Annotated in this window: 19 protein-coding genes; 12 read left to right on the forward strand and 7 right to left on the reverse strand. The window is 73.1% G+C overall.

The features are described 5' to 3' along the window. Positions 1–50: 50 nt before the first annotated feature. The 8 genes from rpmF to J2S58_RS00295 all read left to right on the forward strand — a co-directional run bounded on the left by rpmF (position 51) and on the right by J2S58_RS00295 (position 9,383). On the forward strand, positions 51–230 hold the full coding sequence (gene rpmF / locus J2S58_RS00260) for a 50S ribosomal protein L32 (protein WP_205255012.1): 180 nt from the start codon (positions 51–53) through the stop codon (positions 228–230). Positions 231–243: 13 nt separating this feature from the next. Further along, on the forward strand, positions 244–1,041 hold the full coding sequence (gene rnc / locus J2S58_RS00265; protein WP_205255013.1) for a ribonuclease III: 798 nt from the start codon (positions 244–246) through the stop codon (positions 1,039–1,041). Between the two features lie 4 nt (positions 1,042–1,045). Further along, positions 1,046–1,966 carry a bifunctional DNA-formamidopyrimidine glycosylase/DNA-(apurinic or apyrimidinic site) lyase gene (gene mutM / locus J2S58_RS00270; RefSeq protein ID WP_205255014.1) on the forward strand — a complete coding sequence of 307 codons (921 nt, stop codon included), beginning with the start codon at positions 1,046–1,048 and terminating at the stop codon, positions 1,964–1,966. A gap of 10 nt (positions 1,967–1,976) precedes the next feature. Then, a complete protein-coding gene (locus J2S58_RS00275; protein ID WP_205255015.1) occupies positions 1,977–3,386 on the forward strand; it encodes a bifunctional phosphatase PAP2/diacylglycerol kinase family protein in 1,410 nt (469 codons plus the stop codon). Between the two features lie 50 nt (positions 3,387–3,436). After that, a complete protein-coding gene (locus J2S58_RS00280; RefSeq protein WP_205255016.1) occupies positions 3,437–3,697 on the forward strand; it encodes an acylphosphatase in 261 nt (86 codons plus the stop codon). Between the two features lie 165 nt (positions 3,698–3,862). Further along, on the forward strand, positions 3,863–7,495 hold the full coding sequence (gene smc, locus J2S58_RS00285) for a chromosome segregation protein SMC (RefSeq protein ID WP_205255017.1): 3,633 nt from the start codon (positions 3,863–3,865) through the stop codon (positions 7,493–7,495). A 97-nt stretch (positions 7,496–7,592) separates the two neighbouring features. Further along, positions 7,593–8,336, forward strand: a complete 744-nt coding sequence (locus J2S58_RS00290) for a hypothetical protein (RefSeq protein ID WP_205255018.1) — start codon at positions 7,593–7,595, stop codon at positions 8,334–8,336. 147 nt (positions 8,337–8,483) lie between these two features. Continuing rightward, on the forward strand, positions 8,484–9,383 hold the full coding sequence (locus J2S58_RS00295) for a hypothetical protein (protein WP_205255019.1): 900 nt from the start codon (positions 8,484–8,486) through the stop codon (positions 9,381–9,383). A gap of 45 nt (positions 9,384–9,428) precedes the next feature. Here the strand turns inward: J2S58_RS00295 and J2S58_RS00300 are convergent, their stop codons facing one another. The 3 genes from J2S58_RS00300 to glnA form a co-directional block, all read right to left on the reverse strand. Then, complete coding sequence (locus J2S58_RS00300; protein ID WP_205255020.1) at positions 9,429–9,716, reverse strand: YciI family protein; 288 nt, start codon at positions 9,714–9,716, stop codon at positions 9,429–9,431. A 119-nt stretch (positions 9,717–9,835) separates the two neighbouring features. Next, positions 9,836–10,672 carry a DNA polymerase beta superfamily protein gene (locus J2S58_RS00305; protein ID WP_205255021.1) on the reverse strand — a complete coding sequence of 279 codons (837 nt, stop codon included), beginning with the start codon at positions 10,670–10,672 and terminating at the stop codon, positions 9,836–9,838. Between the two features lie 162 nt (positions 10,673–10,834). After that, positions 10,835–12,256: a type I glutamate--ammonia ligase gene (gene glnA, locus J2S58_RS00310; RefSeq protein ID WP_205255022.1), complete on the reverse strand. Its 1,422-nt coding sequence runs from the start codon at positions 12,254–12,256 to the stop codon at positions 10,835–10,837. Between the two features lie 332 nt (positions 12,257–12,588). On the opposite strand from glnA, the gene J2S58_RS00315 reads away from it, so the two are divergent. Continuing rightward, on the forward strand, positions 12,589–12,990 hold the full coding sequence (locus J2S58_RS00315; protein ID WP_205255023.1) for an RDD family protein: 402 nt from the start codon (positions 12,589–12,591) through the stop codon (positions 12,988–12,990). A gap of 124 nt (positions 12,991–13,114) precedes the next feature. On the opposite strand, the gene J2S58_RS00320 is transcribed toward J2S58_RS00315, so the two are convergent. The 4 genes from J2S58_RS00320 to lipB form a co-directional block, all read right to left on the reverse strand. After that, on the reverse strand, positions 13,115–13,906 hold the full coding sequence (locus J2S58_RS00320) for a DUF4191 domain-containing protein (RefSeq protein ID WP_205255024.1): 792 nt from the start codon (positions 13,904–13,906) through the stop codon (positions 13,115–13,117). A gap of 150 nt (positions 13,907–14,056) precedes the next feature. After that, positions 14,057–14,998: a lipoyl synthase gene (lipA, locus tag J2S58_RS00325; protein ID WP_205255025.1), complete on the reverse strand. Its 942-nt coding sequence runs from the start codon at positions 14,996–14,998 to the stop codon at positions 14,057–14,059. Next, positions 14,995–16,107: a hypothetical protein gene (locus tag J2S58_RS00330; protein ID WP_205255026.1), complete on the reverse strand. Its 1,113-nt coding sequence runs from the start codon at positions 16,105–16,107 to the stop codon at positions 14,995–14,997. Before J2S58_RS00330 ends, lipA begins: the two co-directional genes overlap by 4 nt. A gap of 218 nt (positions 16,108–16,325) precedes the next feature. After that, the gene (lipB, locus tag J2S58_RS00335; RefSeq protein WP_205255027.1) at positions 16,326–17,072 is read right to left on the reverse strand and encodes a lipoyl(octanoyl) transferase LipB; all 747 of its coding nucleotides are present in this window, start codon (positions 17,070–17,072) and stop codon (positions 16,326–16,328) included. Between the two features lie 120 nt (positions 17,073–17,192). Between lipB and J2S58_RS00340 the strand changes: the two genes are divergently transcribed. The 3 genes from J2S58_RS00340 to J2S58_RS00350 are packed head-to-tail and all read left to right on the forward strand — an operon-like array spanning position 17,193 to position 23,698. Next, entirely contained in the window at positions 17,193–19,241 is a 2,049-nt protein-coding gene (locus J2S58_RS00340) for a serine/threonine-protein kinase (protein WP_205255028.1), read from the forward strand. 46 nt (positions 19,242–19,287) lie between these two features. Then, a complete protein-coding gene (locus J2S58_RS00345; RefSeq protein ID WP_205255029.1) occupies positions 19,288–20,433 on the forward strand; it encodes an exonuclease SbcCD subunit D in 1,146 nt (381 codons plus the stop codon). 7 nt (positions 20,434–20,440) lie between these two features. Then, positions 20,441–23,698: an AAA family ATPase gene (locus J2S58_RS00350; RefSeq protein ID WP_205255030.1), complete on the forward strand. Its 3,258-nt coding sequence runs from the start codon at positions 20,441–20,443 to the stop codon at positions 23,696–23,698. The last annotated feature ends 61 nt before the right edge of the window (positions 23,699–23,759 follow it).

Below are 23,759 nucleotides of genomic sequence, written 5' to 3' on the forward strand. Positions count from 1 at the left end.
CCCGGTTCGCCGGTGATCTGATCGAGCAGTGAACGAGAAGGAGAACCATCGTGGCCGTTCCGAAGCGGAAGATGTCGCGCAGCAACACCCGCGCGCGCCGATCGCAGTGGAAGACCAGTGTGCCCACGCTGGTCACCTGCCCCAACCGCGCCTGCGGTGAGCTGACCTCCCCGCACGAGGCCTGTCGCACCTGTGGTCAGTACCGCGGCCGGCAGGTCGTCGGGGTCTGACCCTGTGACGACCGTGTCGTCCGGTTCCGGTCACCCGACCCCGTCGGGCAGCAACATCCCGGACGCAGCCGTCCTCTCCGCCCAGCTCGGCGTCCCGTTGGACGCCGAGCTGGTCGTGTTGGCCCTCACCCACCGTTCCTTCGCCTACGAGAACGGCGGGCTGCCGACCAACGAGCGCCTGGAGTTCCTGGGTGACTCGGTGCTCGGTGTGGTGATCACCGACACCCTGTACCACTCGCACCCCGACCTGCCCGAGGGACAGCTGGCCAAGCTGCGCGCCTCTATCGTCAACATGCACGCGCTCGCCGGCGTCGGACGCACGATGGGCCTGGGGGGCCAGCTGCGGCTCGGTCGCGGTGAGGAACTCACCGGCGGACGCGACAAGGCCTCGATCGTCGCCGACGCCGTCGAGGCCGTGCTGGGTGCGGTCTTCCTGCAGTACGGATTGGACGTCAGCCGCCAGGTCATCCTGCGACTCTTCGCCGATCTCCTGCTGGCCGCCCCGCGTCTCGGCGCGGGTCTGGACTGGAAGACGTCCCTGCAGGAGCTGGCCGCGGCCCGCGGCCTGGGTGCCCCGGAGTACCGGGTCACCGAGGAGGGCCCGGACCACGCCAAGCTGTTCGCCGCGCAGGTGCTGCTGAACTCGGTGCCCAGCGGGACGGGGTCGGGGCGCACCAAGAAGGAAGCCGAGCAAGTGGCCGCGGCCGCCGCGTACGCCGCCACCGTCGGGCCCCCGCCCGGTCTGGTCGATCCCGTGGTCGCCCCGGTGATCGCCGGGACCGAGGGATCCCCGCCCGCGCCCACCGCCTGATCCGGTGCCCGAACTCCCCGAGGTCGAGTCGGTACGGCGGGGCCTGGTCGGTCACGTCACCGGCCGCCGCATCGCCGACGTCCAGGTCCTGTCCGATCGCGCCGTCCGTCGCCACGTGGGCGGAGCCGTCGATTTCCGCGCCGTCACCGCAGGTCGCCGGGTGACCGGGGTGGACCGGCGCGGGAAGTACCTGTGGTGGGTGCTCGACGACGGCGACGCCATCCTGTGCCACCTGGGCATGAGCGGCCAGTTCCGGATCGGTTCCGGCCAGGTCGATCTGCACGGGGGCGACCCCGCCCCCCGTCATCCCCATCTGCGGGTCCGGTTCGTGTTCGACGACGACGGCCCGGACGTCGACTTCCTGGACCAGCGCACCTTCGGCGGCATGGCCTTCGCCCCCGGCGGGGCCGACCTGCCCGCCGCCATCGCGCACATCGCCCGTGACCCGATGGACCCGGACTGGTCGGCCGCGGCCACCGCCGCGGTGATCCGCGGCAAGCGCACGGACATCAAGCGCGCCCTGCTGGACCAGACGGTGATCTCCGGCATCGGCAACATCTACGCCGACGAGGCCCTGTGGCGGGCGCGGCTGCACTACGCCCGCCGGACCGACTCGTTGACCCGGCCGGCGGTGCTCGCGGTGCTGGCCGCCGCTCGCGAGGTCATGGCCGAGGCGCTCGAGGTCGGCGGCACGAGCTTCGACTCCCTGTACGTCAACGTCAACGGCGAGTCCGGGTACTTCGACCGCGCGTTGAACGCCTACGGCCGGGAGGGGGAGCCGTGCCCCCGCTGCGGGACGGCGATCGTCCGGGACGCGTTCATGAACCGGTCCTCGTTCTTCTGCCGCCGCTGCCAACCCGCGCCGCGGCGTCCGGCCGCTGCTCCGGTCCGGGGGCCCCGGTCCCCGGCCGCGCGTCGTTCGTAGAGTGGGCGCGATGAGGACCACCGACGACACCCCCGACCCGCGCATCGTCCCCGCGCAGACGCCGGTGCCCCAACCGCTCGACATCGCGCTCCGGGCGTTGACCACCGCGGCCAACCACGGCGTGCTGTGGTTCGGTGTCGCCGGTGTGGCCGCCGCGCTCGGCCGCCGCCCGCGCCGGGGCGCCATCCGCGGGGTGATGTCCCTGGGTGCGTCCAGCCTGCTCGCCAACTCCGTCATCAAGCCCGTCGTCGGCCGGCGCCGGCCGGACCCGCAGCGCACCCATGCGGCCCGGCAGATCGGGCGGGTGCCCTGGACGTCCTCGTTCCCCAGCGGTCACAGTGCGTCGGCCGCGGCCTTCGCCACCGGTCTGGCCCTGGAGTTCCCACCCGCAGCCCTCGTCGTCGCCCCGCTGGCCGCGGGTGTCGCCTACTCGCGGGTGCACGTGGGGGTGCACTACCCGTCGGACGTGGTCACCGGGGTGGGCATCGGGGTCGCCGCCGCGCTGATCGGGAAGTGGTTGTGGCCGGTCCGACCCAAGGGTCCGGCCGTGATGACCACGGCCACCGCGCCGGCTCTGCCGGACGGTCGTGGGCTGACCGTGGTGCTCAACGAGCATTCCGGGTCCTCCGGCAGCGCTCGCGCCCTGATCGAACGCGAACTGCCCGGTGCCCGGTTCATCACCCTGGCCGACGGTGTCGACATCGCGGCCGAGCTCGGCCCCGAGGTGCGGGCGCTGGCGGTCTCCGGCGGCGACGGGACCGTGGCGTCCGTGGCCCGGGTCGCCCTGGAACGGGGGCTGCCGCTCGCCGTCTTCCCGTCCGGGACGTTCAACCACTTCGCCCGAGCGGTCGGCCTCGAGGAGGCGATCGACACGGTGCAGGCCGTGCGGGAGGGGCGCGCCGGGGGAGTGCGGGTGGCCACGGCCAACGACGAGGTCTTCCTGAACACCGCGAGCATCGGCGGATACCCGGAGATGGTGCGTCGGCGGGACGCCTACGCGAAGAAGATCGGCAAGTGGCCGGCGACCGCGCTGGCCCTGCGCAACACGCTGCGCAAGCACGCCCCGGTCACCCTGGACATCAACGGCCGGGTGGTGAAGGTGTGGGTGGCGTTCGTCGGGAACGGGCGGTACACCCCGCGCGGGCTGGCTCCGTCGTGGCGGGAACGGCTCGACGAGCCCGTGCTGGATGTCCAGTACCTCCGCGGTGATCTGCCGTGGTCCCGGACCCGCGCCGTCCTGTTCTCCCTCATCGGCATCGTGGAGCGCAGCGCGGTGTGCGGATCGGTCGCCGCGACGTCGGTGACCGTCGGCTCCCGGTCCGGGGCCCTGCCCACCGCCCACGACGGCGAGATCACCCCGACCACCACCTCCGTGGACTTCGACCTGCTGGACGCCACGCTCACCGTGTACCGCGGCTGACCGCGGTGGCGGGGAACGACGGCAGGGACGGAGCGCAGGACGCCGTGCGGATGACCGCGTGGGTGCACGGTCGCGTCCAGGGGGTCGGATTCCGCTGGTGGACCCGGGCGCAGGCACTGGAACTCGGACTGACCGGCACCGCGACCAACCTGGCCGACGGGCGCGTCGAGGTGGTCGCCCAGGGGCCGGCCGAGAGCTGCCGGGAGCTGTTGGCCCGGCTGCGCGGCGGCAGCACCCCGGGATCGGTCGGCACGGTGGTGGAGCGGTTCGGCGCCGCGCGCGACGGGGTCACCGGCTTCCACGAGCGCTGACGGCGGCTGCAGCCTCCCCGCCCCGCGACCTCCCCGGGTCGGGGGGTCGGTCGCGCTAATCTCAGCGGACCCCGGCGGTCTCCGTGTCGTCCCCGTCCGTGCCGTCCGCGTCGCTCCTGCCGCCCCCGCCCACCGCCCCCGCCCACCTCGGAAGGGACGTGCCCCGTGCACCTGAAGTCCCTCACCCTCAAGGGCTTCAAGTCCTTCGCCTCGGCGACCACGCTGCACTTCGAACCGGGCATCACCGCCGTCGTGGGGCCCAACGGTTCGGGCAAGTCCAACGTGGTCGACGCGATCGCCTGGGTCCTCGGCGAGCAGGGCGCCAAGGCGCTGCGCGGCGGCAAGATGGAGGACGTCATCTTCGCCGGCACGGCCGACCGCCCCCCGCTGGGCCGCGCCGAGGTCACGCTCACCATCGACAACTCCGACGGCGCCCTGCCGATCGACTACACCGAGGTGTCCATCACCCGGCGGATGTTCCGGGACGGGGCCGGGGAGTACGAGATCAACGGCTCGTCCTGCCGTCTGCTGGACATCCAGGAGCTGCTGTCCGACTCCGGCATCGGCCGGGAGATGCACGTCATCGTCGGCCAGGGGCAGCTCGATGCCGTGCTGTCGGCCCGGCCCGAGGACCGCCGCGGCTTCATCGAGGAGGCCGCGGGCGTCCTCAAGCACCGCAAACGCCGGGAGAAGGCGGAGCGGCGGCTCACCGGCATGCAGGCCAACCTCGCCCGGGTCACCGATCTGACCTCCGAGCTCCGGCGGCAGCTCAAGCCGCTCGGTCGGCAGGCCGAGGTCGCCCGGCGGGCCGCCGGTGTGCAGGCCGACCTGCGGGACTCCCGGGCCCGCCTGCTCGCCGACGACCTCGCCGCGCTGACCGAGCGGATCGCCCAGGACTCCCGGGCCGAGCAGGAGGCCCAGCAGTTGCGCGCCCGGCTCGAGGCCGAGCTGGCCGAGGCCACGCGCACCGAGGACGCCGCCGTCCGGGCCGTCGCGGAGGCCACCCCCGCGCTGCAGGCCGCGCAGGACACCTGGTTTGCACTGTCCGCGCTCGTCGAGCGCTACCGGGGGACCGTGTCCCTGGCCCGGGAGCGGGCCCGCAACCTGGCCGGTGGGACCACGGCAGCGGCCCCGGGCCGGGATCCCGACGAACTGGAGGCGGCCGCCGACCGGGCCGAGGCCGACCAGGCCGAGCGCCAGGACGCGGTGGACGGCGCCCGGGAGACCCTGGCCGAGGCGGCCGCCGACCGGGCCGACGCCGAGGTCGCCCTGCAGGCGGCCGAGGCCGCGTTCGTCCGGGCGTCGCGGGCCGTGGCCGACCGGCGCGAGGGCCTGGCCCGGCTCGCCGGACAGGTCAACACCGCCCGCAGCCGGTCCACTGCGGGTGCCGAGGAGGCGACCCGCCTCGCCGCGGCCGTCGCCGAGGCCCGGGAGCGGGCCGCCGCCGCCGAGGACCAGTTCGCCGTCCTGCAGGAATCGGTCGGTGATCTGGACTCCGGTGAGGTCGGCCTGGACGAGGACCACGAGGCCGCGGCCGAGGCCGCCCGGGTCGCCGCCGCCCGGGTGCGCGAGCTGGTCGAGGCCCACCGCACGGCCGGCACCGCGGCCACCGGGCTGCGCGCCCGCGTGGATGCGCTCTCGCTGAGCCTGGACCACAAGGACGGGGCCGGGGCCGTCCTGGCCGCCGACGCGTTGCGGGGTGTCCTCGGCCCGGTCTCCGCGCTGCTGACCATCGCTCCCGGCGCCGAGGCGGCCCTCGCGGCTGCGCTCGGCCCGGTCACCGATGCCGTCGCGGTGGCCGACGCCGACGCGGCGGTCGCCGCCCTGGATCTGCTGCGGGAGCAGGAGGCGGGGCGCGCCGGCCTGGTCATCGGTACCGACGCCGCCCGGCCGGGACAGCAGGACCGACCCGCCCTGCCCGACGGCGCCACCTGGGCCGCCGATCTGGTGACCGCGCCCGGCCCCGTCCGGGCCGCCGTCGACCGGGTGCTGCGGGACGTCGTCGTGGTGGCGGACCTCGCCGCGGCCCGTCGGCTGGTCGCCGACCTCCCCGACGTGCTCGCGGTGACCCGCACCGGGGAGCAGCTCGGCTCCCACTGGGCGGTCGGCGGCAGTGCCGGCCGGCAGAGCGTCCTGGAGATCCAGGCGGCCGTCGACCGGGCCCGGACCGACCTCGACACGACGACGGCCACCCTGGGCGAGCTGGACGCGGCGCTGGTCGGTGCCCGCCAGGAGGCCGAACGCTGCCGGGCCGCAGCCGAGACGACCCTGGCCGCGCTGCACGAGTCCGACGCGCAGATGTCCGCGGTGGCCGAGCAGCTGTCCCGGTCCGGCGCCGCGGCGCGGTCGGCCGCGGCCGAGGCCGACCGCCTGGAACAGCGTCGGGTCGCCGCCGAGAACGCCCGTGACCAGCACCAGGCCGCGCTGACCGAGTTGGAGGAGCGGCTGCTGGCCGCGGAGTCGGAGGAATCCCCCGAGGAGATCGACCCGGCCGAACGGGACGCCCTCACCCAGCGCACGGCCGCCGCGCGCAACCGGGAGGTCGAGGCCCGCCTGGTCGTCCGCACCGTCGAGGAGCGGGCCCGCGCGTCGGCCGGCACCGCGGACAACCTGCGCCGGGCGGCCCGGGCCGAACGGGAATCCCGGGCACGGGCCGTCGCCGCGGCCGCCCGTCGCCAGGCCGCCGCGGTCGTGGCCGAGCAGGTCGTCGATCTCGGTCAGCGCATCACCCGGTCCCTGGAGACCTCGCTGGCCGCGGCTTCGGCGGACCGGGAGAACGCGGCCGCCCGTCGCACCAGGACCGACGCCGAGCTGCAGACCGCCCGCGCCCGCACGGCCGAGGTGAAGACCCAGTGGGATCGGCTCACCGACGCCGTGCACCGCGACGAGGTGGTTCGCGCCCAGCAGGCGCTCCGGGTGGATCAGCTCGCCGAACGCGCCCTGGCCGAGTTCGCGATGAGCGGGACCGACCTGCTGGAGTCGTTCGGTCCGCAGGTGCCCGTGCCGCCGACCGCCGTGGAGATGGCCGAGTACCGGGCGGCCAGGGAGCGGGGGGAGACGGTCAGCGAACCGCTGCCCATGGAGTTCGACCGGGACACCCAGGAGCGCCGGGCCCGCCGCGCCGAGCGCGACCTGGCCACGCTGGGCAAGGTGAACCCCCTGGCGCTGGAGGAGTTCGCCGCCCTGGAGGAACGACACGCCTTCCTGTCGACCCAGCTGGAGGACCTGAAGGCGACCCGCAAGGACCTGCTCTCGGTGATCCAGGACGTCGACGACAAGATCCTGGAGGTGTTCGCGAGCGCGTACGCCGACGTGGCGCGGGAGTTCGTCACCGTCTTCGCCACGCTGTTCCCCGGCGGGGAGGGCGAGCTCGTCCTGACCGATCCGGACGACCTGCTCACCACCGGCATCGAGGTGCACGCCCGGCCGCCGGGGAAGAAGGTCAAGCGATTGTCGCTGCTCTCCGGCGGGGAACGCTCGTTGACCGCGGTCGCCCTGCTCGTCGCCATCTTCCGGGCGCGGCCCAGCCCGTTCTACATCATGGACGAGGTCGAGGCCGCGCTGGACGAGGTCAACCTGACCCGCCTCGTCGGCCTGATGACGGAGCTGCGGGAGTCCTCCCAGTTGATCGTCATCACCCACCAGAAGTTCACGATGGAGTCGGCCGATGCGCTCTACGGAGTCTCCATGCGCGGCGACGGCATCACCGCCGTGATCAGCCAGCGCATCCGCGGGGCGGAGGAGCGGGTCCAGGGGCGGCGCGCGTTGGCCGGCGGAGCGTCCTCCCCGTCCGGTTGACCGCACGCGGGGGTGTGACCCAGCGGTGGACCGGACGGCGGGCGGCGCGCATGATGCCCCGGACGCCCCCGCCCGCCTCGGGCAGACAGGAGCCCCGATGATCGCGCCCGCCGGCCGACGGCTCGCTCCGGCCACCGTCCTTCTCGCCGTCCTGCTCGCCGGCTGCTCGACCCCGACATCGGGAACCCCGGTGGCCGCGTCCGCTGCGGTCATTTCTTCGTCCGACGCGACGGGCGCCTCGACCGCCATCACCGTCCCGTCGACCAGCTCGTCCGCTCCGGCTCCGGCGACCGTCACCGTGACCGCATCGCCCACGACCACCGTCCCGACGCCCGGGGAGGACACGTCGACCGATGCCTGGGCCGGCGGGGGACCGTCCGACAGCGGGGCGGCCGTCGACCCGGTGACCGGGTTGTGGGCCGGGACCATGTGCACGCAGCTGACCGAGATCGTCGTGGCCATCCTGGCGGCGCCGGGAGCGGACGGGACCGAGCCCGTCGACTTCCGGGAGGAGTGGTCGGCGTACTACGCGGCCGTGGCCGACACCGTCATCACCGCGACCGGCCGGATGGCGGCCCTCGATCCCCCCGAGGTCGTCGACGGGGCCGCGCTGCACGAGGCGTACCTGGGCTACCTGAAGGAGCTCGGCATCGTGACCGGCACCGCCTCGATCGACGTGGGTGAGGCTGCGGACGAGCAGGCGGCGCAGGCCGTGGTGCAGACGGCACAGGCGCGCATCGCCGCACTGTCCGAGGAGGACCCGGCGCTGGCCGGTTTCGAGGACCCGGCCATGGCCGACGTGCTGAGGCTGACCCCGGAGTGCGACTCCCTCACCGGGTGATCAGGACCACGGCCGTTGTCGCCGCTCGTGAGGGCCGACGCCCCGGCGACTGGCAGGATCGGGGCTGGACCCACGGGGGGTCGCGGGGCGGCTACCGGGGTCGGCGAGCCCGTCCCGGGCACGGCCAGGAACGGGGGGTGCAGGGTGGTGGACAGCTCGTCGTCGGACCTCGGTCTCGGCCTCGACCTGCAGATCGACGTCCTGGACCCGGTGCTCTGGCTGTTCATCGGCATCCTCGTCACCTTCCTGCTCACCCGACTGGTCACCCGGCGCATCCGCGCGGTCAGCAACCGGGTCGCCGACAAGGCGGACCGCACCCGGCGCATCCTGCGGAACATCAGCATCGGCGGCGTGCACATCCACCACCAGGTGATCGGCATCCTGCTCATGCTGGGTTCCGGGATCGGGCTGATCGCGGTGCAACCGGCCGGGACGGCGTTGAATGCGACCGCCCTGGTCTTCGGGGTCGGGGTCAGCCTGGCCTTCGACGAGTTCGCGCTGTGGCTGCACCTGGACGACGTCTACTGGACGCCGGCGGGCCGCAAGTCGGTGGACGCCATCTTCGTGGTGCTGGCCATCACCGGCGTGCTGATCTCGGGGGTCGACGTGTTCCCGTCCCTGGGCGACACCTGGGGTCCGCAGCTGGGCATGGTCGCCGTCCTGCTGCTGTCGGTGGTGTGCCTGCTGAAGGGGAAGATCGCCACCGGCATGGTCGGTGTGGTGCTCTTCCCCGTCGCCCTGGTCGGCGCGCTCCGGCTGGCCAAGCCCGACTCGTGGTGGAGCCGCCGTTGGTACACCGGCCGCGCCCGGATGACCCGGCGGTCCCGGCGCCGCTTCGACGAACGCTACGACGCCCGGTGGAACCGCCTGCGTGATCTCGTCGCCGGCGCCCCGCACCTCCCCAGCCCGCTGCGTCGGGACGCCCGATCGGCTGCGTCCGGGGGGCCGGAGGTGCGCACCGCTGTGCCCGGTGCACCCGCACCGCCGGATACCCGACCGGTGCGGTCGACGGACCATGAGCCGGTGCCGACCCACCAGGAGCGGTGAGCCCGTTGTTCGGGCTGGCTTGTCGGTCTACGGCGATCGCGGCCGTCAGGTCGCCCAGGGCCCGTTGACCGGGGTCCACTCGTGTACGGAGCGTTCCGGGATGAGTCCGAGCTGGTGGAAGGGATCCTGGTCCATCGTCGCCAGCAGGTCTTCCGCGGAGTCCGCGCGCAGGATGAGCAGCGCGCCGGCTCCACCCGGCCCGGTGTAGGGGCCGCTGGACAGGATGGTGACGCCCGGCAGCTCGCCCGCCAGGAACGCCCGGTGGGCGGGCCGGTGCGCCGTCAGGTCGTCGGGGGAGTCCACGTAGGTGTATTCGAGCGCGAAGATCGGCATGCGGTGAGCCTAGGGTGCCTGGCGGACACAGCTCTCTCTCCCGATGGCCCACGGCGTGGCCCGGACTCACCTCCCCAGGGTCGCCCAGTACTCGACGGAGGAGCGGTGCAGCCAGCCGTTCACCCAGGCGAAGTCCGGCTGTCGGGGACTCCGCCCCCGGACCGCAGTGACTCCAGCCGTGCCTCTGCCTCCCCGATGGCCGTGACCACCTCCGGCAGTCCCACGTCACCACGGCGGACCGACCGCAGGTACTCCCGGTCCGGTTCCGGTACGGGGAGGGTGATGCGCCCGGTGGTCAACAGCTCCACGCCCTGAATGCCCAGTCGCAGGGCATGCATGGCGAACTTGGTGTCGTAACCGTGCCGGGCGACGAGTTCGGGGCGGTTAGTGTGCGCGCCCGGTTGCCCGGTCATTGCCGCCTTCTGGCCGCGCAGATATCCCAGGAAGCGATCGGCGGCCAGACCGGACACGAACCGGTGGGCGTTGGCCACGAGCTCAGCGCCGGCAGCGGCGCGGTGGACCACTTCGGCATCCGGGACGAACAGCAGGAGCAGGACCGTCGGGTTGCCGGCCAGCGCGAGCCGGCACCACTTCCGGGCCGAGTAGATGACGACGTCGAGATCTCCGGCCCCGGACCGGTTGGCCAGTCCGCCCGGGCGGTCCCAGACGGTGTGCCGCTGGTACTGCTCGAACTCCACGGTGCCGGCTGCCGTCGCGGTGCCGGCCGGGACCCGGGCGACACCGGTCACGTACTCGGGTGGCTCCAGGCAGATGCCCATCTCGTCGCGGTCGTCCTGGCCGTCGATGGCGGTGCCGTGGACGCCGGACCCCACCTGTGCCCGCAGGACCATGCCCGCCTCGGCGATCCGCCTGGCCTCCTCGGAGGCATGGGGGTGAGCGAAACCGGGCGGGAGGGCGACATCGCCGTCGACGGTGTCGATGATCGGAACGGTCATCGGCGGATCCTGTCATCGCGGTCGCGAGACGGCGAACAGATTTCGACCCCTCAGGTCCCTCCGTCGAGCCGTCCGTGCGAGCGGGTCGACCCTCGGTGCAGCCGAGAAAGCCGTGAGCCCCCGGCGTCGAGGACGCCGGGGGCTCACGGAATGCAGGTCGACTCAGATGTCGAAGTACATGTTGAACTCGTACGGGTGCGGGCGGAGACGAATGGCGTCGATCTCCTCGCGCTTGAGACGGATCCACGTCTCGATGAGGTCGGGGGTGAAGACGCCACCCTCGAGCAGGTAGTCGTGATCGGCCTCGAGGCGGTCGATCACGGCACCCAGCGACGCCGGCACCTGCGGGATGTTCGCGGCCTCGTCCGGCGGGAGCTCGTAGAGGTCCTTGTCGACCGGTGCCGGCGGCTCGATCTTGTTCTTGATGCCGTCCAGGCCGGCCATCATCATCGCCGCGAACGCCAGGTACGGGTTCGAGGACGGGTCGGGGCAGCGGAACTCCAGGCGCTTGGCCTTCGCGTTCGTGCCGGTCAGCGGGATGCGGATGCAGGCGGACCGGTTCCGGGCCGAGTAGACCAGGTTGACCGGGGCCTCGTAGCCCGGGACCAGCCGGTGGTAGGAGTTCACCGTCGGGTTGGTGAAGGCCAGCAGCGACGGGGCGTGATGCAGTAGGCCGCCGATGTAGTAGCGGGCGAGGTCGGACAGGCCGCCGTAGCCGGCCTCGTCGTAGAACAGGGGCTTGCCGCCCATCCACAGCGACTGGTGCGCGTGCATGCCGGAACCGTTGTCACCGAACAGCGGCTTGGGCATGAAGGTGACCGTCTTGCCGGCCGCCCAGGCGGTGTTCTTGATGATGTACTTGAACAGCATGACCTCGTCGGCGGAGGCCAGCAGGGTGTTGAACTTGTAGTTGATCTCGGCCTGACCGCCGGTGCCCACCTCGTGGTGGCCGCGCTCGACCTCGAACCCCATGCTGATGAGGTTGGCCGTCATGTCCTCGCGGAGATCGGCCTGGTGGTCGTACGGCGGAACGGGGAAGTACCCGCCCTTGAACCGGGTCTTGTAGCCCAGGTTCCCGCCCGGCTCCTCGCGACCGGTGTTCCAGTCACCCTCCTCGGAGTCGACCTTGTAGAACGAGCCGTTGGCGGTGGTCGAGTAACGCACGTCGTCGAAGACGTAGAACTCGGCCTCGGCACCGAAGAAGCAGGTGTCGGCGATGCCGGTGCTGGTCAGGTACTCCTCGGCCTTGCGGGCCACGTTGCGCGGATCGCGCGAGTAGGGCTGCAGGGTCAGCGGGTCGTGGACGAAGAAGCTGGTGATCATCGTCTTCCGTCGGCGGAAGGGATCGATCCGCGCCGTGGTGACGTCCGGCAGCAGGGTCATGTCCGACTCGTGGATGGACTGGAAGCCCCGGATGGACGAGCCGTCGAACGCCATGCCGCCGGCGAGCGACTCGACGGTGACCGTGGACGCCGGCACCGTCAGGTGCTGCATCACGCCGGGCAGGTCGCAGAAACGGATGTCGAAGACCTCGACATCGTTGTCCTTGATGTAGGCAACCAGCTCTTCTGGTGTGGAGAACACGCACGCGCTCCTTGTCGTCGGGTGGTTCCGCTGTCGTTCCGCTGTCGGTCGCTGTCGGCCTGCAGGGGTGAGGCTCTCCGGCGGGGAGGACGGATATCGTCCCCTCGCGGCCGAGGCCTCGGCCGCCAGGAAGGATCCTGGCAGGCAGGGCGAGCCGTGCACATCCCGGGGTCCGTGCCGAGCGCCCGGCAGGGATTGCGACACGTCCACGGCGCGACATGCAGGCGCCACGCTAGGGAGCAGGTGTTGCCCTGCGGTCTCTGGATTGTTTCCCCCCGGTTAACGGGACGCCCGATCGGGTGGCGGGCAGTCGCTCGCCTACGCTGGGCGACATGCCCGACGAGCAGCAGCATCCCGGTGCCCGTCTGGGTCTCCCGGCCGCCGGTGTCGGTGCGGTGGTGTCCTTCGGGCCGCGACTCGGGGCCTTCGTCGTCGACATCGCCCTGTCCGCCGTGGCCGCCTTCGCCGTCACGGCCCCCGAGGCGCCGCAGAACTGGAGCCTGGTCGTCTGGGCCGTGCTGACCGTCGTGACGGTCGCCGTGTTCGGCCAGACCCCGGGTCAAGCGGCGTTGGGCATGCGGGTGGTCCCCGTGGACGGACGCACGACGGTCGGGCTCTGGGCCGTGCCCCGGACCGCGTTGATCTTCCTGCTCGTGCCGCCGCTGATCATGAACGGCGACGGCCGGGGGCTGCACGACCGCCTGTGCCGCACCGTCGTGATCCGCAGCCGCTGAGCCATCTCCCGCACGGCGCGGGTGACCCCTGCGGTGCGGGAATCCGGACGACGAGTCCGCGGGCGCGAGCCCGACGGGGTCGGGGTTGTCGACTCCGTCCCGTCGGGAGCGTGTGCCTGGTCCGTCAGCGGCGGCGGGCGGACCGTTGCACGCTGCGCATCTTGGCGCCGGCCGGCATCGGCCCCTTCGGGATGCCCGCCTGCGGGGATCGGGCGCCCAGGGCGTTCAGTCGGTTGTCGATGTCACCGACGGAATTGGCGGCGATGTTGCGCGGCAGCTTCATCAGCTTCTGGTTCAGCTTGCGCAGCGGGACCTGACCCTCCTCGGTGCCCACGATCATGTCGTAGATGGGGGTGTCGCCGACGACCCGGGCGATGCGCTTCTTCTCCTGGGCGAGCAGCGGCTTGACCCGGTGCGGCGCACCCTCACCGATCAGCACGACACCGGGACGACCGATCACGCGGTGAACCGCGTCGAACTGGGCGGTACCGGCGACGGCGGGGGTCACCCGCCAGCGACCACGCAAGTTGTTCTGCAGGGACCAGGCCGCGGCTCCCGGTGTTCCCTCGGCCTTGGCGTACACGTTGGCCTGGACCCGGCGGGAGAAGATGATCATGGCGACCAAGGCGCCGAAGATGATGCCGAACGGCAGGACGGCCCACCAGGGAAGTCCGACGAGCACCCCGATGCCGGTGATGACCACCGCGGTGAGCAGCAGAGCGCCGATCATCAACGGCAGGAGGCGCTTGTCCTCCTTGCGCTGCATCTGGAACGCCTGCCAGATCTGCTTGCGGCGGTCCTTGCTCGCTGCGCGCTTCTCGGACTTCTTGCTCTTCTTCAGCTGCTTCAGTTCGGCCTTGGACGGGGATCCGGAGGCTTTCACCGGCGAGGCACCGCTGGTCGAGGTCTTGGCCATGGGCTCAGGATACGGCTCGGGCACGCAGGAGGCCGACCGCGACGATGTGCCGCGATCGGCCTCCGGAAGCGCTGGATCCTGATCGATGGTGCAGTTCGCCGGTGCGACCGGCGTCCCGGGCGGCGCGACCGGGTGATCGCGCCACGTCGGTCAGGCCGTGGCCGCCCGTCGCTCGCGAGCGGCGGCGCCCTGCTTGTAGAGGGTGCCGGCCCGGTAGGACGAGCGGACCAGGGGACCCGACATCACGCCGGCGAAACCGATGGCGTCGGCCTCTTCGCGCAGTTCGACGAACTCCTCGGGCTTGACCCACCGCTCCACCGGGTGGTGACGGGGCGTCGGGCGCAGGTACTGGGTGATGGTGATCAGATCGCACCCAGCTCCGTGCAGGTCGACCAGGGCCTCGCTGATCTCGGCGCGGGTCTCGCCCATGCCCAGGATCAGGTTGGACTTGGTGACCATGCCGGCCGCCCGCCCCTGCGAGATGACGTCGAGCGACTTCTCGTAGGTGAAGGCCGGTCGGATCCGACGGAAGATGCGCGGCACCGTCTCGACGTTGTGCGCGAAGACTTCCGGCCGCGCGTCGAACACCTGCTGGAGCAGTTCGGGACGCCCGGAGAAATCGGGCGTCAGGATCTCCACCCCGGTGTCCGGTGCCGCGGCGTGCACCGCCCGGACGGTCTCGGCGTAGAGCCAGGCACCCTCGTCATCCAGGTCGTCGCGGGTGACGCCGGTGATCGTGGCGTACCGCAGGTTCATGGTGGCGATCGACTCGGCGACCCGACGCGGCTCGTCCCGGTCGAGTTCCTGGGGCTTGCCCGTGTCGATGAGGCAGAAGTCGCACCGACGGGTGCACTGGTCACCGCCGATGAGGAAGGTGGCCTCGCGGTCCTCCCAGCACTCGTAGATGTTGGGGCACCCCGCCTCCTGGCAGACGGTGTGCAGCCCTTCCTTCTTCACCAGCGATTGCAGAGCCTGGAACTCCGGACCGGTCCGAAGCTTGGTCTTGATCCATTCCGGCTTCTTCTCGATGGGGACGGCGGCGTTGCGGACCTCCAGGCGCAGCAGCCGACGACCTTCCGGAGCCAGGGTCACTTGGTGCCGCCCGCCTTGTTCTGTGCGTCCTTGGCCGCGGCCTTGGTCTTGTCGGCGGCCTCGGCGGCCTTGTCGCCGACGGTGGACGCGGCCTGGTCGGCCTTGCTCGCGACCTTGTCGGCAGCCTGGGAGGCCTTGTCCGAAGCGGTGCCGGCCTTGTCGGCAGCGGCGTCCGCGGCCTTGTCGGCACCGGCCTTCACGGTGTCGGCGGCGTCGGAGGCCTTGGCGGCGGCCTTGTCGGCGACGTCACCGGCCTTGCTCTGCACACTGCCGGCGGCGTCGGACACGGCGTCCTTGGCCTTGTCCACGGCCTCACCGACGGAGTCCTTCACCTGGTCGACGACCGGGGCGGCCTTGTCGGCGAGGTCCTCGACCTTGCTGGACACGGCTTCCTTGGCCTTGGCCGCGGCATCGGCGGCCTGGTCGGCCACCGAGGAGACCTTGGCGGCCACGGTGTCGGCGGGCTTGCCCGTCGGCGCCGGCCGGTTGTCCGGGATGGGGGTCTGGGGGGACTTGAAGAGGCGGATGGCCACGACGACCAGGCCGGCGAGCCCGGCGATCAGCAGCACGTTGCGGACCGGGTGGCCCGGGTTCGCGTTCTTGCGGGCCTGCTTGGCAGCGCGATCCGCGGCCTTGGTCACCTTCTTCGATGCCGTGTGCGTGCCGGCGGCAGCGGAGGTGGCCAGGGCGGCCGCGGCCTCCGCGGCCCTCTGCTGGGCGGTCTCCAGCAGGGAGTGGCCCTTCTTGTTCGCCACCTTCTTGGCGTCCTTGGCCGACGCCTTCGCCTGCTTGGCGGCCCGATCCTGGGCCTTGGCGGCGGCCTTGCGTGCACGACGGCCGAGCCGGCTGGCGGACTCGTTCAGGGAGTCACCGGCCTTGGCCGCGATCGGAGCGGCGGCCTTCTGCAGGTCGTGGGCGCGCTCGACGGCGCGGTCGGAGACGTCGGAGGCGAGGGCACTCGCCTTGGCGGACACGTCACCGGCGAGCGTGCTGGCCTTGCTGGAGACCTCGCTGCCGACGTCGGCCAGCTTCTCGCTCACCTTGTCCGCCACATCGGACGCCTTGGCGGCCAGATCCTGTGCGGCGTTTTTGGGCCAGGTGGTGCTCATGAAGTTCTCCTCAAGTCTTGGGAGTTCGTTTATCGACCGTTCACCGGACGCAGTGGTCGCGTCGGACCGGGACCGGTCATCCTGCATATACACCGTAACGTCCGGCGCCGGTTCTCTGACGTGGGGCGTCGACGAGTGACGAAACCCCTCGCCCGCGTGGGGCACCTGGACCACGATGGACGGCACGGGCTCCGATGCGGCCATCCGCCGGTCGCCGGTCATCGGCCGGCCAGGGCGGGATCGAGCGCCCACGACACGCCTCCCGGCAGGGTGGCGCCGACGGCCCCGGGCTCGTCACGGGCGACTGCCCGTTCGGTGACGGCCAGTCGGCCGTCGAGCATGTCGGTCAGCCGGGCACGGACCACCGGCAGCAGCTCCGCGATGCCGACATGCCGGCCCGTCTCCGCGCTGAGGGAGGTGACCCCGGCGTCGGCGATGCCGCACGGCACGATGCGGTCGAACGCTCGGAGATCGGGATCGCAGTTCAGCGCGAACCCGTGGGTGGTCACCCCGCGGGCGATGCGGACGCCGATGGCGGCGATCTTGCGCTCGGGTCGGCCGGCCTCGGCCGCCAACCACACCCCGCTCCGGCCGTCGATGCGTCCCGTGCTCAGCCCCATGTCGTCGCACACCGTGATGAGGGCCTCCTCCAGAAGCCGCACGTAGCCGACCACGTCCATGGGTGAGCTCAGACCGATGACGGGGTACCCGACCAACTGACCCGGACCGTGCCAGGTGATGCGGCCGCCGCGGTCGACCTCCACCACCGGGGTTCCGTCGGTGGGCAGATCCTCGGGGCGGGTGCGTCGGCCGGCGGTGTAGGTGTCCGGGTGCTCGAGGAGGAGGACGGTGTCGGACCCGCCGGCGACCCGCTCGTCGGCCAGCCGCCGCTGCCAGTCCCACGCAGCCTGGTATTCCACCCGGCCGGCCTCGAGGAAAACCAGCGGTTTGGTCCTGTCTCGCATGGGGTCACCGTACGCGCCGGGTGATCCCGGGGACCCCGGTGTGGACAGCCTCGTCGGGAGCCGACGACCGGTGTGGACAACTACGGTGTCCGTCCGGCATCCGGCTTACCGTCCGCTCCCATGGACGACGATGCACCCCGTTCCGGCCGACCCCTGGACGGACACGACCGGTACGACCACGAGTCGGACCCCGCACCATCCAGCGAGCTGTCCGTGGCCCGCTCGATCGGTCCCTACCGGCTGGACGAGCCGCTCGGGGCCGGAGCGTCCGCACAGACCTGGACGGGTACCGACGAGCGCACCGGCCGGGCCGTCGCCCTCAAGATCTTCGCGCCGGGCGGGCTGGCCGCCGCCCGTCGCGAGGCCACTCTCGCCGAGATCATCGACCATCCGCACGTCCCGCATGTGCTGGACGTCGTCGCCGACCCCGACCGTCCGACCCTGGTCACCGAACTGGCCACCGGCGGGACCCTGGCCGCGTTGCTGGCGCGAGCGGGGCGGCTCACCGTCGGCCAGTGCCTCACCGTGCTGATCCCGCTCGCGTCGGTGCTGGCCACCGCACACGAACGCCGGATCGTGCACGGGGACCTCTCGACGCGCAACATCGTGCTGGACGCGGTGGGCCGCCCCCTGCTCGTCGATCTGGGTGCCGGCCACGCGCTTGCCGAGGGGGACGGGGAGGTCGAGCTCACGCCCTGCCACGCCGCTCCCGAGGTGGCGGCGGGGTCGCAGCCGGACGCGGCAGCCGACGTCTTCGCACTGGGTTCGGTCGCCCGGGCCTGCCTGATCGGCGAACCGGCCTGGCCGGCGTCGGAACTGGCGGACGTGGTCCGTCTCGCCGATGCGGGGCCGTGGCCCGACGTCCCGGACACCATCGGATCAGCGCCTCTGGCCGCCCTGGTCCGAGCCATGCTGCGCCCCGACCCGATCCGTCGGCCCGGGGCGGCCGGCCTGGTGGTCGGTCTGCGCGCGGTGGGTCGGCCGGAGCCTCTCCCCATGCCGTCCGGAGTGGGGGACGGGCCGGAAGCTTCCCCCCGTGCGCCGGCGCCTGCAGCAGGAGCGCAAGGTGGGCACGCGACGTCGCCGGATGCCGGGGCCGTCCACGCGGGCTCCGCACCTGCATCGCGGTCCCGGCCGTTGGGGGAAGCACCCGACCCGGCGGGCGCCGCCCAGGCCCTGACCCGGGCCCGTCTGAGGTCCGGGTCAGCGGGCGGCGTGGACCGACCCGTTCCTCCCGCCCGGGGGAGCCGACGGGGTGGTCGGAGCCGTCGCCGCACACCGGCCCCGGTCCGCCGCCGCCGGCGGGCGGCCGGCCTGGTCGCCGCGTTCGTCCTGGTCGCCCTGACCGGCATGGCACTGATCGGGCAGTTCACGACGACGGGTGCCGAATCCGAGTCGTCCGGGGCCGCCGTGGCGCTTCCGCCCCCGACTCCGGGCGGCGTGGGCGGCCCCGGCGCGGCCGCGGCGTCATCCGGCACCGGGTCGCCGGGGGCGTCCGGGTGGTCCTCGGATGCCGCGGCGCCCGCCGGAGCGACACCGGACGGTGTCGGGCCGACGGACGGGTCGGCGGCGGCTGTCCCGACCGGCGCCCCGGTCGCCGTCGGAGGGTCGAGCACCACAGGGACGGCCGCGCTCCCGTCGTCCGGAGCGGCCGTCGCCGCGGTGGGAGCGGCCGGAGCGTCCGGAGCGGGCGGAGGTGCGGGTGAGGCCGGGGCCGGGCCGGGAGGCGAGTCCGTGACCGGATCTGCGGTCGACCCCGGGGTCGACTGGTTGACCGTCGTCCGTGCGCTCTCGGCGGAGCGGGGCCGGGCCCTGAGCCAGGGCGACCCGATGCTCCTGGACCGCGTCTACGTCCCCGGTCCGGCCCGGGCGGCTGACCTGGCGACGATGGAACGACTGCGGAACACCGGCGCCACGGTGTCCGGGGCGGCACACGAGATCGCCTCGGCGGGGGTGATCGGCCCGGTCGGCCCGGGTACCGCCCGACCCACCGTCTCCGGTCTGCCGGGCATGCGTCTGCTGGTGACCGACCACCTGCCGTCCTACGAGGTGCAGGACGGCGACGGGGTCACGGTCGGCCGGACCGCCGCACGGGACGGCGCGGCCCTGGTGATGACCGTCGTCGAGACCGGCGAGGGCTACCGCATCGAGGAGGTGGCCACGGCATGAGCGTGGCGGAGGAGCACTGTCGGACCCTGTCCCTACCGTGAGACCCATGCTGCTCCTGCACACCTCCGACTGGCACGTCGGCCGCACCTTCCACGGTCGGTCGCTGCTCGCCGACCAGGAGGCCGTGCTGCTCCGGTTGGCCGAGATGGTCCGAGAGCGGCAGGTCGATCTGGTGCTGGTGGCCGGCGATCTCTACGACCGGGCGGTGCCCAGCCCCGAGGCCGTCCAGGTGGTCACCCGCGGGCTCGAGGCCATCCGGGGTGCGGGGGCGACCGTCGTCGTGACCTCCGGCAACCACGACTCGGCGGCGCGCCTCGGCGCGTTCACCTCGTTCCTGGCCGCCGGGGGCCTGCACCTGCGGACATCGCTGACCCGGGTGGCCGAGCCCGTTCTGATCGAGGACGACCACGGTCCCGTCGCGGTGTACCCGCTGCCCTATCTCGAGCCCGAGATCGCCCGTCAGGCCTGGAACCTCACCGGCCCGCCCTCCCACCAGGCGGCGATGGACCACGCCATGGCGCAGGTGCGGGCCGATCTCGCGGGCCGGTCGGGAGTGCGCTCGGTCGTGCTCGCCCACGCGTTCGTCACCGGGGCGACCGCGGGCGGTTCGGAGCGGTCGATCGCCGTCGGCGGGGTGGAGTCCGTCGGTGCCGACGTGTTCGACGGCATCGACTTCGTCGCGTTGGGTCACCTGCACGGGGCGCAGGCCGTTCGGGAGACCGTGCGCTACTCCGGTTCTCCGCTGGCCTACAGCTTCGGCGAAAGCCACCAGCGCAAGAGCGTGTCACTGGTCGAGCTGTCCGCCGACGGGCGGGTGACGGTCGAGATCGCACCGCTGCCCGTCCCCCGGGCGCTGGCCGTGGTCCGCGGTTCGCTGGAGGAGATCCTCTCCGGGCACGAAGAATTGCGCGAGCACTACCTCTCGGTCGAGCTCACCGACAAGGTGCGTCCGCTGGAGCCCATGCGGAAGCTGCAGCAGGTCTTCCCGCACACCCTGACCATCGCGTGGGACCCGGTGGAGGTCGCCGTTCCCCGCGCGCACCGTGCCCCGTCGGCGGGGGCGCTGTCCGGTGACGACGCCCTGATCGAGCAGTTCCTCGCCGAGTGTCGGGGCGACCGGGCCAGCGCGGCGGAGCGGGCGTTGATCGGTGGCGCCCTCGCGGCCCAGCGCCGCGGGGAGATGACCGGGTGACCCTCCGATGAGGGTGCACAGCCTCGAGGTGACCGCCTTCGGGCCCTACGCCGGGACCGTCGAGGTGGACTTCGACCGCCTCGGTGCGGACGGGCTCTTCCTCCTGCACGGGGACACCGGTGCGGGCAAGACCAGCCTGCTGGACGCCGTCGCGTTCGCTCTGTTCAACCGGGTTCCCGGGGTGCGGCAGGAGGCCCGGCGCCTGCGGTGCGACCGCGCCGATCCGCACACCCGCACCCAGGTCCGGCTGGACGTCACCCTGGGCGGCCACCGCGTGGTCATCACCCGCAACCCCGAGTACGAGCGACCCAAGAGCCGTGGCGTCGGGACGACGGTGGAGAAGCACAAGGTGATCCTGACGTGGATCGGGCCGTCACCGTCCGGCCGGCCGGCCGAGGGGGTGTCCCGCGCCGAGGAGGTCGGGGCGATCGTCGGGGATCTGCTCGGCATGTCCGCCGACCAGTTCTTCCAGGTCGTCCTGCTCCCGCAGGGTGACTTCGCGCAGTTCCTCCGGGCCGACACCGAGAGCCGGGCCAATCTGCTCGAGCGACTGTTCGACACCGGCCGGTTCGGCACCGTCCAGGAATGGTTCCAGAACGCCCGCCGGGAGTCCGGGGCCCGGTTGCGCGAGAGCGACGAGCGGATCGGCCGATTGGCCGCCCGGGCGGCCGAAGCAGCCGGAACGCCACCGGTGGACACGCCCGAGCATGGGTGGCTCGCCGATCTGCGCGACCGGGCCACCGATGCGGCCGATGCCGCCCAGGACGACCGGGTGCGCGCCGAAGCGATCCGATCCCGCACCGCCGAGGTCGCGGCGACGGCGCGCCGGGATGCCGAACGCCTGACGCGACGGCGCGGACTGCTGGCCCGTCGTCAGGTGTTGCGGGACGGCGCCGCCCAGATCGCCCGGGCCCGGGCAGCGGTCGAGACCGCCGAGCGTGCCGATCCGGTGCTGGCGGCGGCCGATCGGCACGCCATCGCCTCCCGTGACCTCGCCCGCGCGGTCGACCAGGACACCCGGGCTGCTGCCCGCCTCGCCGACCTCGTCGCCCGGGAACCCGGCGAGCAGATGTCCGGAGCACCGCCGAGCGGCGCTCCGGGAGGTCCCGAGCACGGGGTACGACCCGGACGGGGATCCCGGGCCGGGTCGGACGGGGCTGCGGTCGGCGTCGAGCCGCCCGCAGGTGCGGGAGCCGGTGCCGAGGTGCGCGGGCCCGAGAACCCCTCGACGGACGAGGCAGACGAACCCGCCCTCTTCGACCGCTCCGGGGAGCCATCACCCGAGGCGTTGCAGGGCCCCGTCGGGGGCGACGGGGACGATGCTGCTTCGGGCACCCCGGCGGTCATGGTGTCCCCCCTGCAGGTGGCGGCGGCCGCGGACCTGGAACGGGCCGGGGCACTGGCCGCGCTGGTCGAACTGGCCGCCCAGGACCAGCAGGACCGCTTGGCCCTCGACCGCGTCCGGAACCAGCGGGCCCGAGTGGTGGAGGATCTCTCCGCCCTCGACGCGGCGCTGCGGGACGCCCCGGTCGAGATGGAGACCCTGGTGCAGGAGGAGACCCGGGCCCGTTCGGCGCACGACCGGCTCCCGGGAGTGCGGGCGCTCTGCGCGGCCGCCGCCGCGGCCCGGGACGCGGCGACCACCCTGCAGGCGCGATCGGCCGACCTCACACCGGCGGTCACCGCGGCCACGTCGGCCGTCGATCTCCATCAGCGGGCCGTCGACCACCGTCAACGGCTCCAGGAGAGACGGATCGCCGGGATGGCGGGGGAGCTCGCCGCGGATCTCATTCCCGGGGATCCGTGCGCGGTCTGCGGATCGGTGGAGCACCCGGCTCCGGCCGACGTACCCGACCGGGTGTCGGATCGCGAGGTGGCCGCCGCCGAACGAGCGGAGGCCGTGGCCGCCCAGGCCCGGGAGCACGCCACCGCCGAACGGTTGCGTGTGGAGCAGGGCGTGCACCACGCACGGGAGGCCGCCGGTGGGGTCACGGTCGAGACCGCCACGGCCCACCTGGACGCGGCACGGGCCGAGTTGGCCGACACCGAGAGCACCGCGGCCCGGTTGGGTTCGGTGCGCCGACGGGTGCAGGCCGCTCGCGCCGCCCTGGAGGACCGGCGCGCCGGGCGGGCCTCGATGGCCGAGCGGCTGGCCGGCCTCGAAGTCCGCCTGCACGCCCTGGACGAGGGCATCCAGAGCCGCGCCCAGCAGCTGGAGCGGGCGCGCGCCGGGTTCCCCGACGTGGTGCAACGACGGACGTACCTGCTCGCCCGCGCGGCGGCCTACCAGGAACGCGACGCCGCCGCCGTCACCGTGGGCCGGTTCCGCACGGCCGTGCTCGAGGCCGAGGACCTGGTGGCCGCGGCCCTCGACGCGTCCGGCCTGGCCGACCTGGACACGGCGCGACGCGCGGCCGCGGTGGACCGGGTCGCGATGCGGGCGTCGGTCCGCCGCGCCGAGCACGACGAGGCCAGCATCGCCGACGCCCTGGCCGCTCCCGATCTCGCCGACGTCGACCCGGCCCGGGAGATCGATCTGGCCGGGCTGGAGGCCGCTGCCCGCGAGGCCGCGACCGCCGCGGACCTCGCGGTCGCCACCGCGTCCGAGACCGCCGGTCGCCGAGCGGCGGTCACCAGTGCCGTCGCCGACCTCGCCCGGGCCCTCATCGAACGGGAACCGCTGGCGCACCGGGACACCGAGCTGGCCGCACTCACCGATGTCGTGCTCGGCCGGGGGCAGAACGCGCTGGGTATCTCGTTGCGGACCTACGTGCTGGCGGCGAAGCTGCGGCAGGTCGTGCACGCGGCCGGTGAACGTCTCCAGGTGATGTCGGCCGGCCGGTACACCTTCGAGCACTCGCAGGAACGGGAGTCGCGGGGCCGCGCCGGCGGTCTCGGGGTGGACGTACGCGACAGCTGGTCGGGCATGCTGCGGTCCACCCGCACGCTGTCCGGCGGGGAGACCTTCCTGGCCTCCCTGGCCCTCGCGCTCGGCCTGGCCGACGTCGTGGCCGCCGACGCCGGCGGGCGTGTGCTCGACACCCTGTTCATCGACGAGGGTTTCGGCACGTTGGACGCCGACGCCCTCGACATGGTGATGGACACCCTCGACGATCTGCGAGCCGGTGGACGGGTGGTCGGCCTGGTCTCCCACGTGGACGAGCTGCGGCAACGGATCCCCAACCGGTTGCGGGTCAACCGGACGCCGGGAGGGTCCACGGTCACCCTCACCGCGGCAGGGCGGGGAGCCGTCGCGGTCGGCTGAATGACCCTGGTCCGGCCGGTCGCGGGGCCGGTCGAGCTCAGGGCCACCGGACCCGGTCGGC

It is taken from the genome of Nakamurella flavida (genome assembly GCF_030811475.1).
GTDB lineage: Bacteria > Actinomycetota > Actinomycetes > Mycobacteriales > Nakamurellaceae > Nakamurella > Nakamurella flavida.

What these genes read in the sequence shown, in the direction of transcription:
- J2S58_RS00275 (WP_205255015.1), top strand. Translation starts at nt 1,977, where the DNA reads ATGAGGACCACCGACGACACCCCCGACCCGCGCATCGTCCCCGCGCAG.
- J2S58_RS00330 (WP_205255026.1), bottom strand. Translation starts at nt 16,107, where the DNA reads ATGAGCACCACCTGGCCCAAAAACGCCGCACAGGATCTGGCCGCCAAG.
- J2S58_RS00320 (WP_205255024.1), bottom strand. Translation starts at nt 13,906, where the DNA reads ATGGCCAAGACCTCGACCAGCGGTGCCTCGCCGGTGAAAGCCTCCGGA.
- J2S58_RS00300 (WP_205255020.1), bottom strand. Translation starts at nt 9,716, where the DNA reads ATGCCGATCTTCGCGCTCGAATACACCTACGTGGACTCCCCCGACGAC.
- J2S58_RS00315 (WP_205255023.1), top strand. Translation starts at nt 12,589, where the DNA reads ATGCCCGACGAGCAGCAGCATCCCGGTGCCCGTCTGGGTCTCCCGGCC.
- J2S58_RS00345 (WP_205255029.1), top strand. Translation starts at nt 19,288, where the DNA reads ATGCTGCTCCTGCACACCTCCGACTGGCACGTCGGCCGCACCTTCCAC.
- lipB (WP_205255027.1), bottom strand. Translation starts at nt 17,072, where the DNA reads ATGCGAGACAGGACCAAACCGCTGGTTTTCCTCGAGGCCGGCCGGGTG.
- J2S58_RS00305 (WP_205255021.1), bottom strand. Translation starts at nt 10,672, where the DNA reads ATGACCGTTCCGATCATCGACACCGTCGACGGCGATGTCGCCCTCCCG.
- J2S58_RS00280 (WP_205255016.1), top strand. Translation starts at nt 3,437, where the DNA reads ATGACCGCGTGGGTGCACGGTCGCGTCCAGGGGGTCGGATTCCGCTGG.
- J2S58_RS00340 (WP_205255028.1), top strand. Translation starts at nt 17,193, where the DNA reads ATGGACGACGATGCACCCCGTTCCGGCCGACCCCTGGACGGACACGAC.
- J2S58_RS00350 (WP_205255030.1), top strand. Translation starts at nt 20,441, where the DNA reads ATGAGGGTGCACAGCCTCGAGGTGACCGCCTTCGGGCCCTACGCCGGG.
- J2S58_RS00290 (WP_205255018.1), top strand. Translation starts at nt 7,593, where the DNA reads ATGATCGCGCCCGCCGGCCGACGGCTCGCTCCGGCCACCGTCCTTCTC.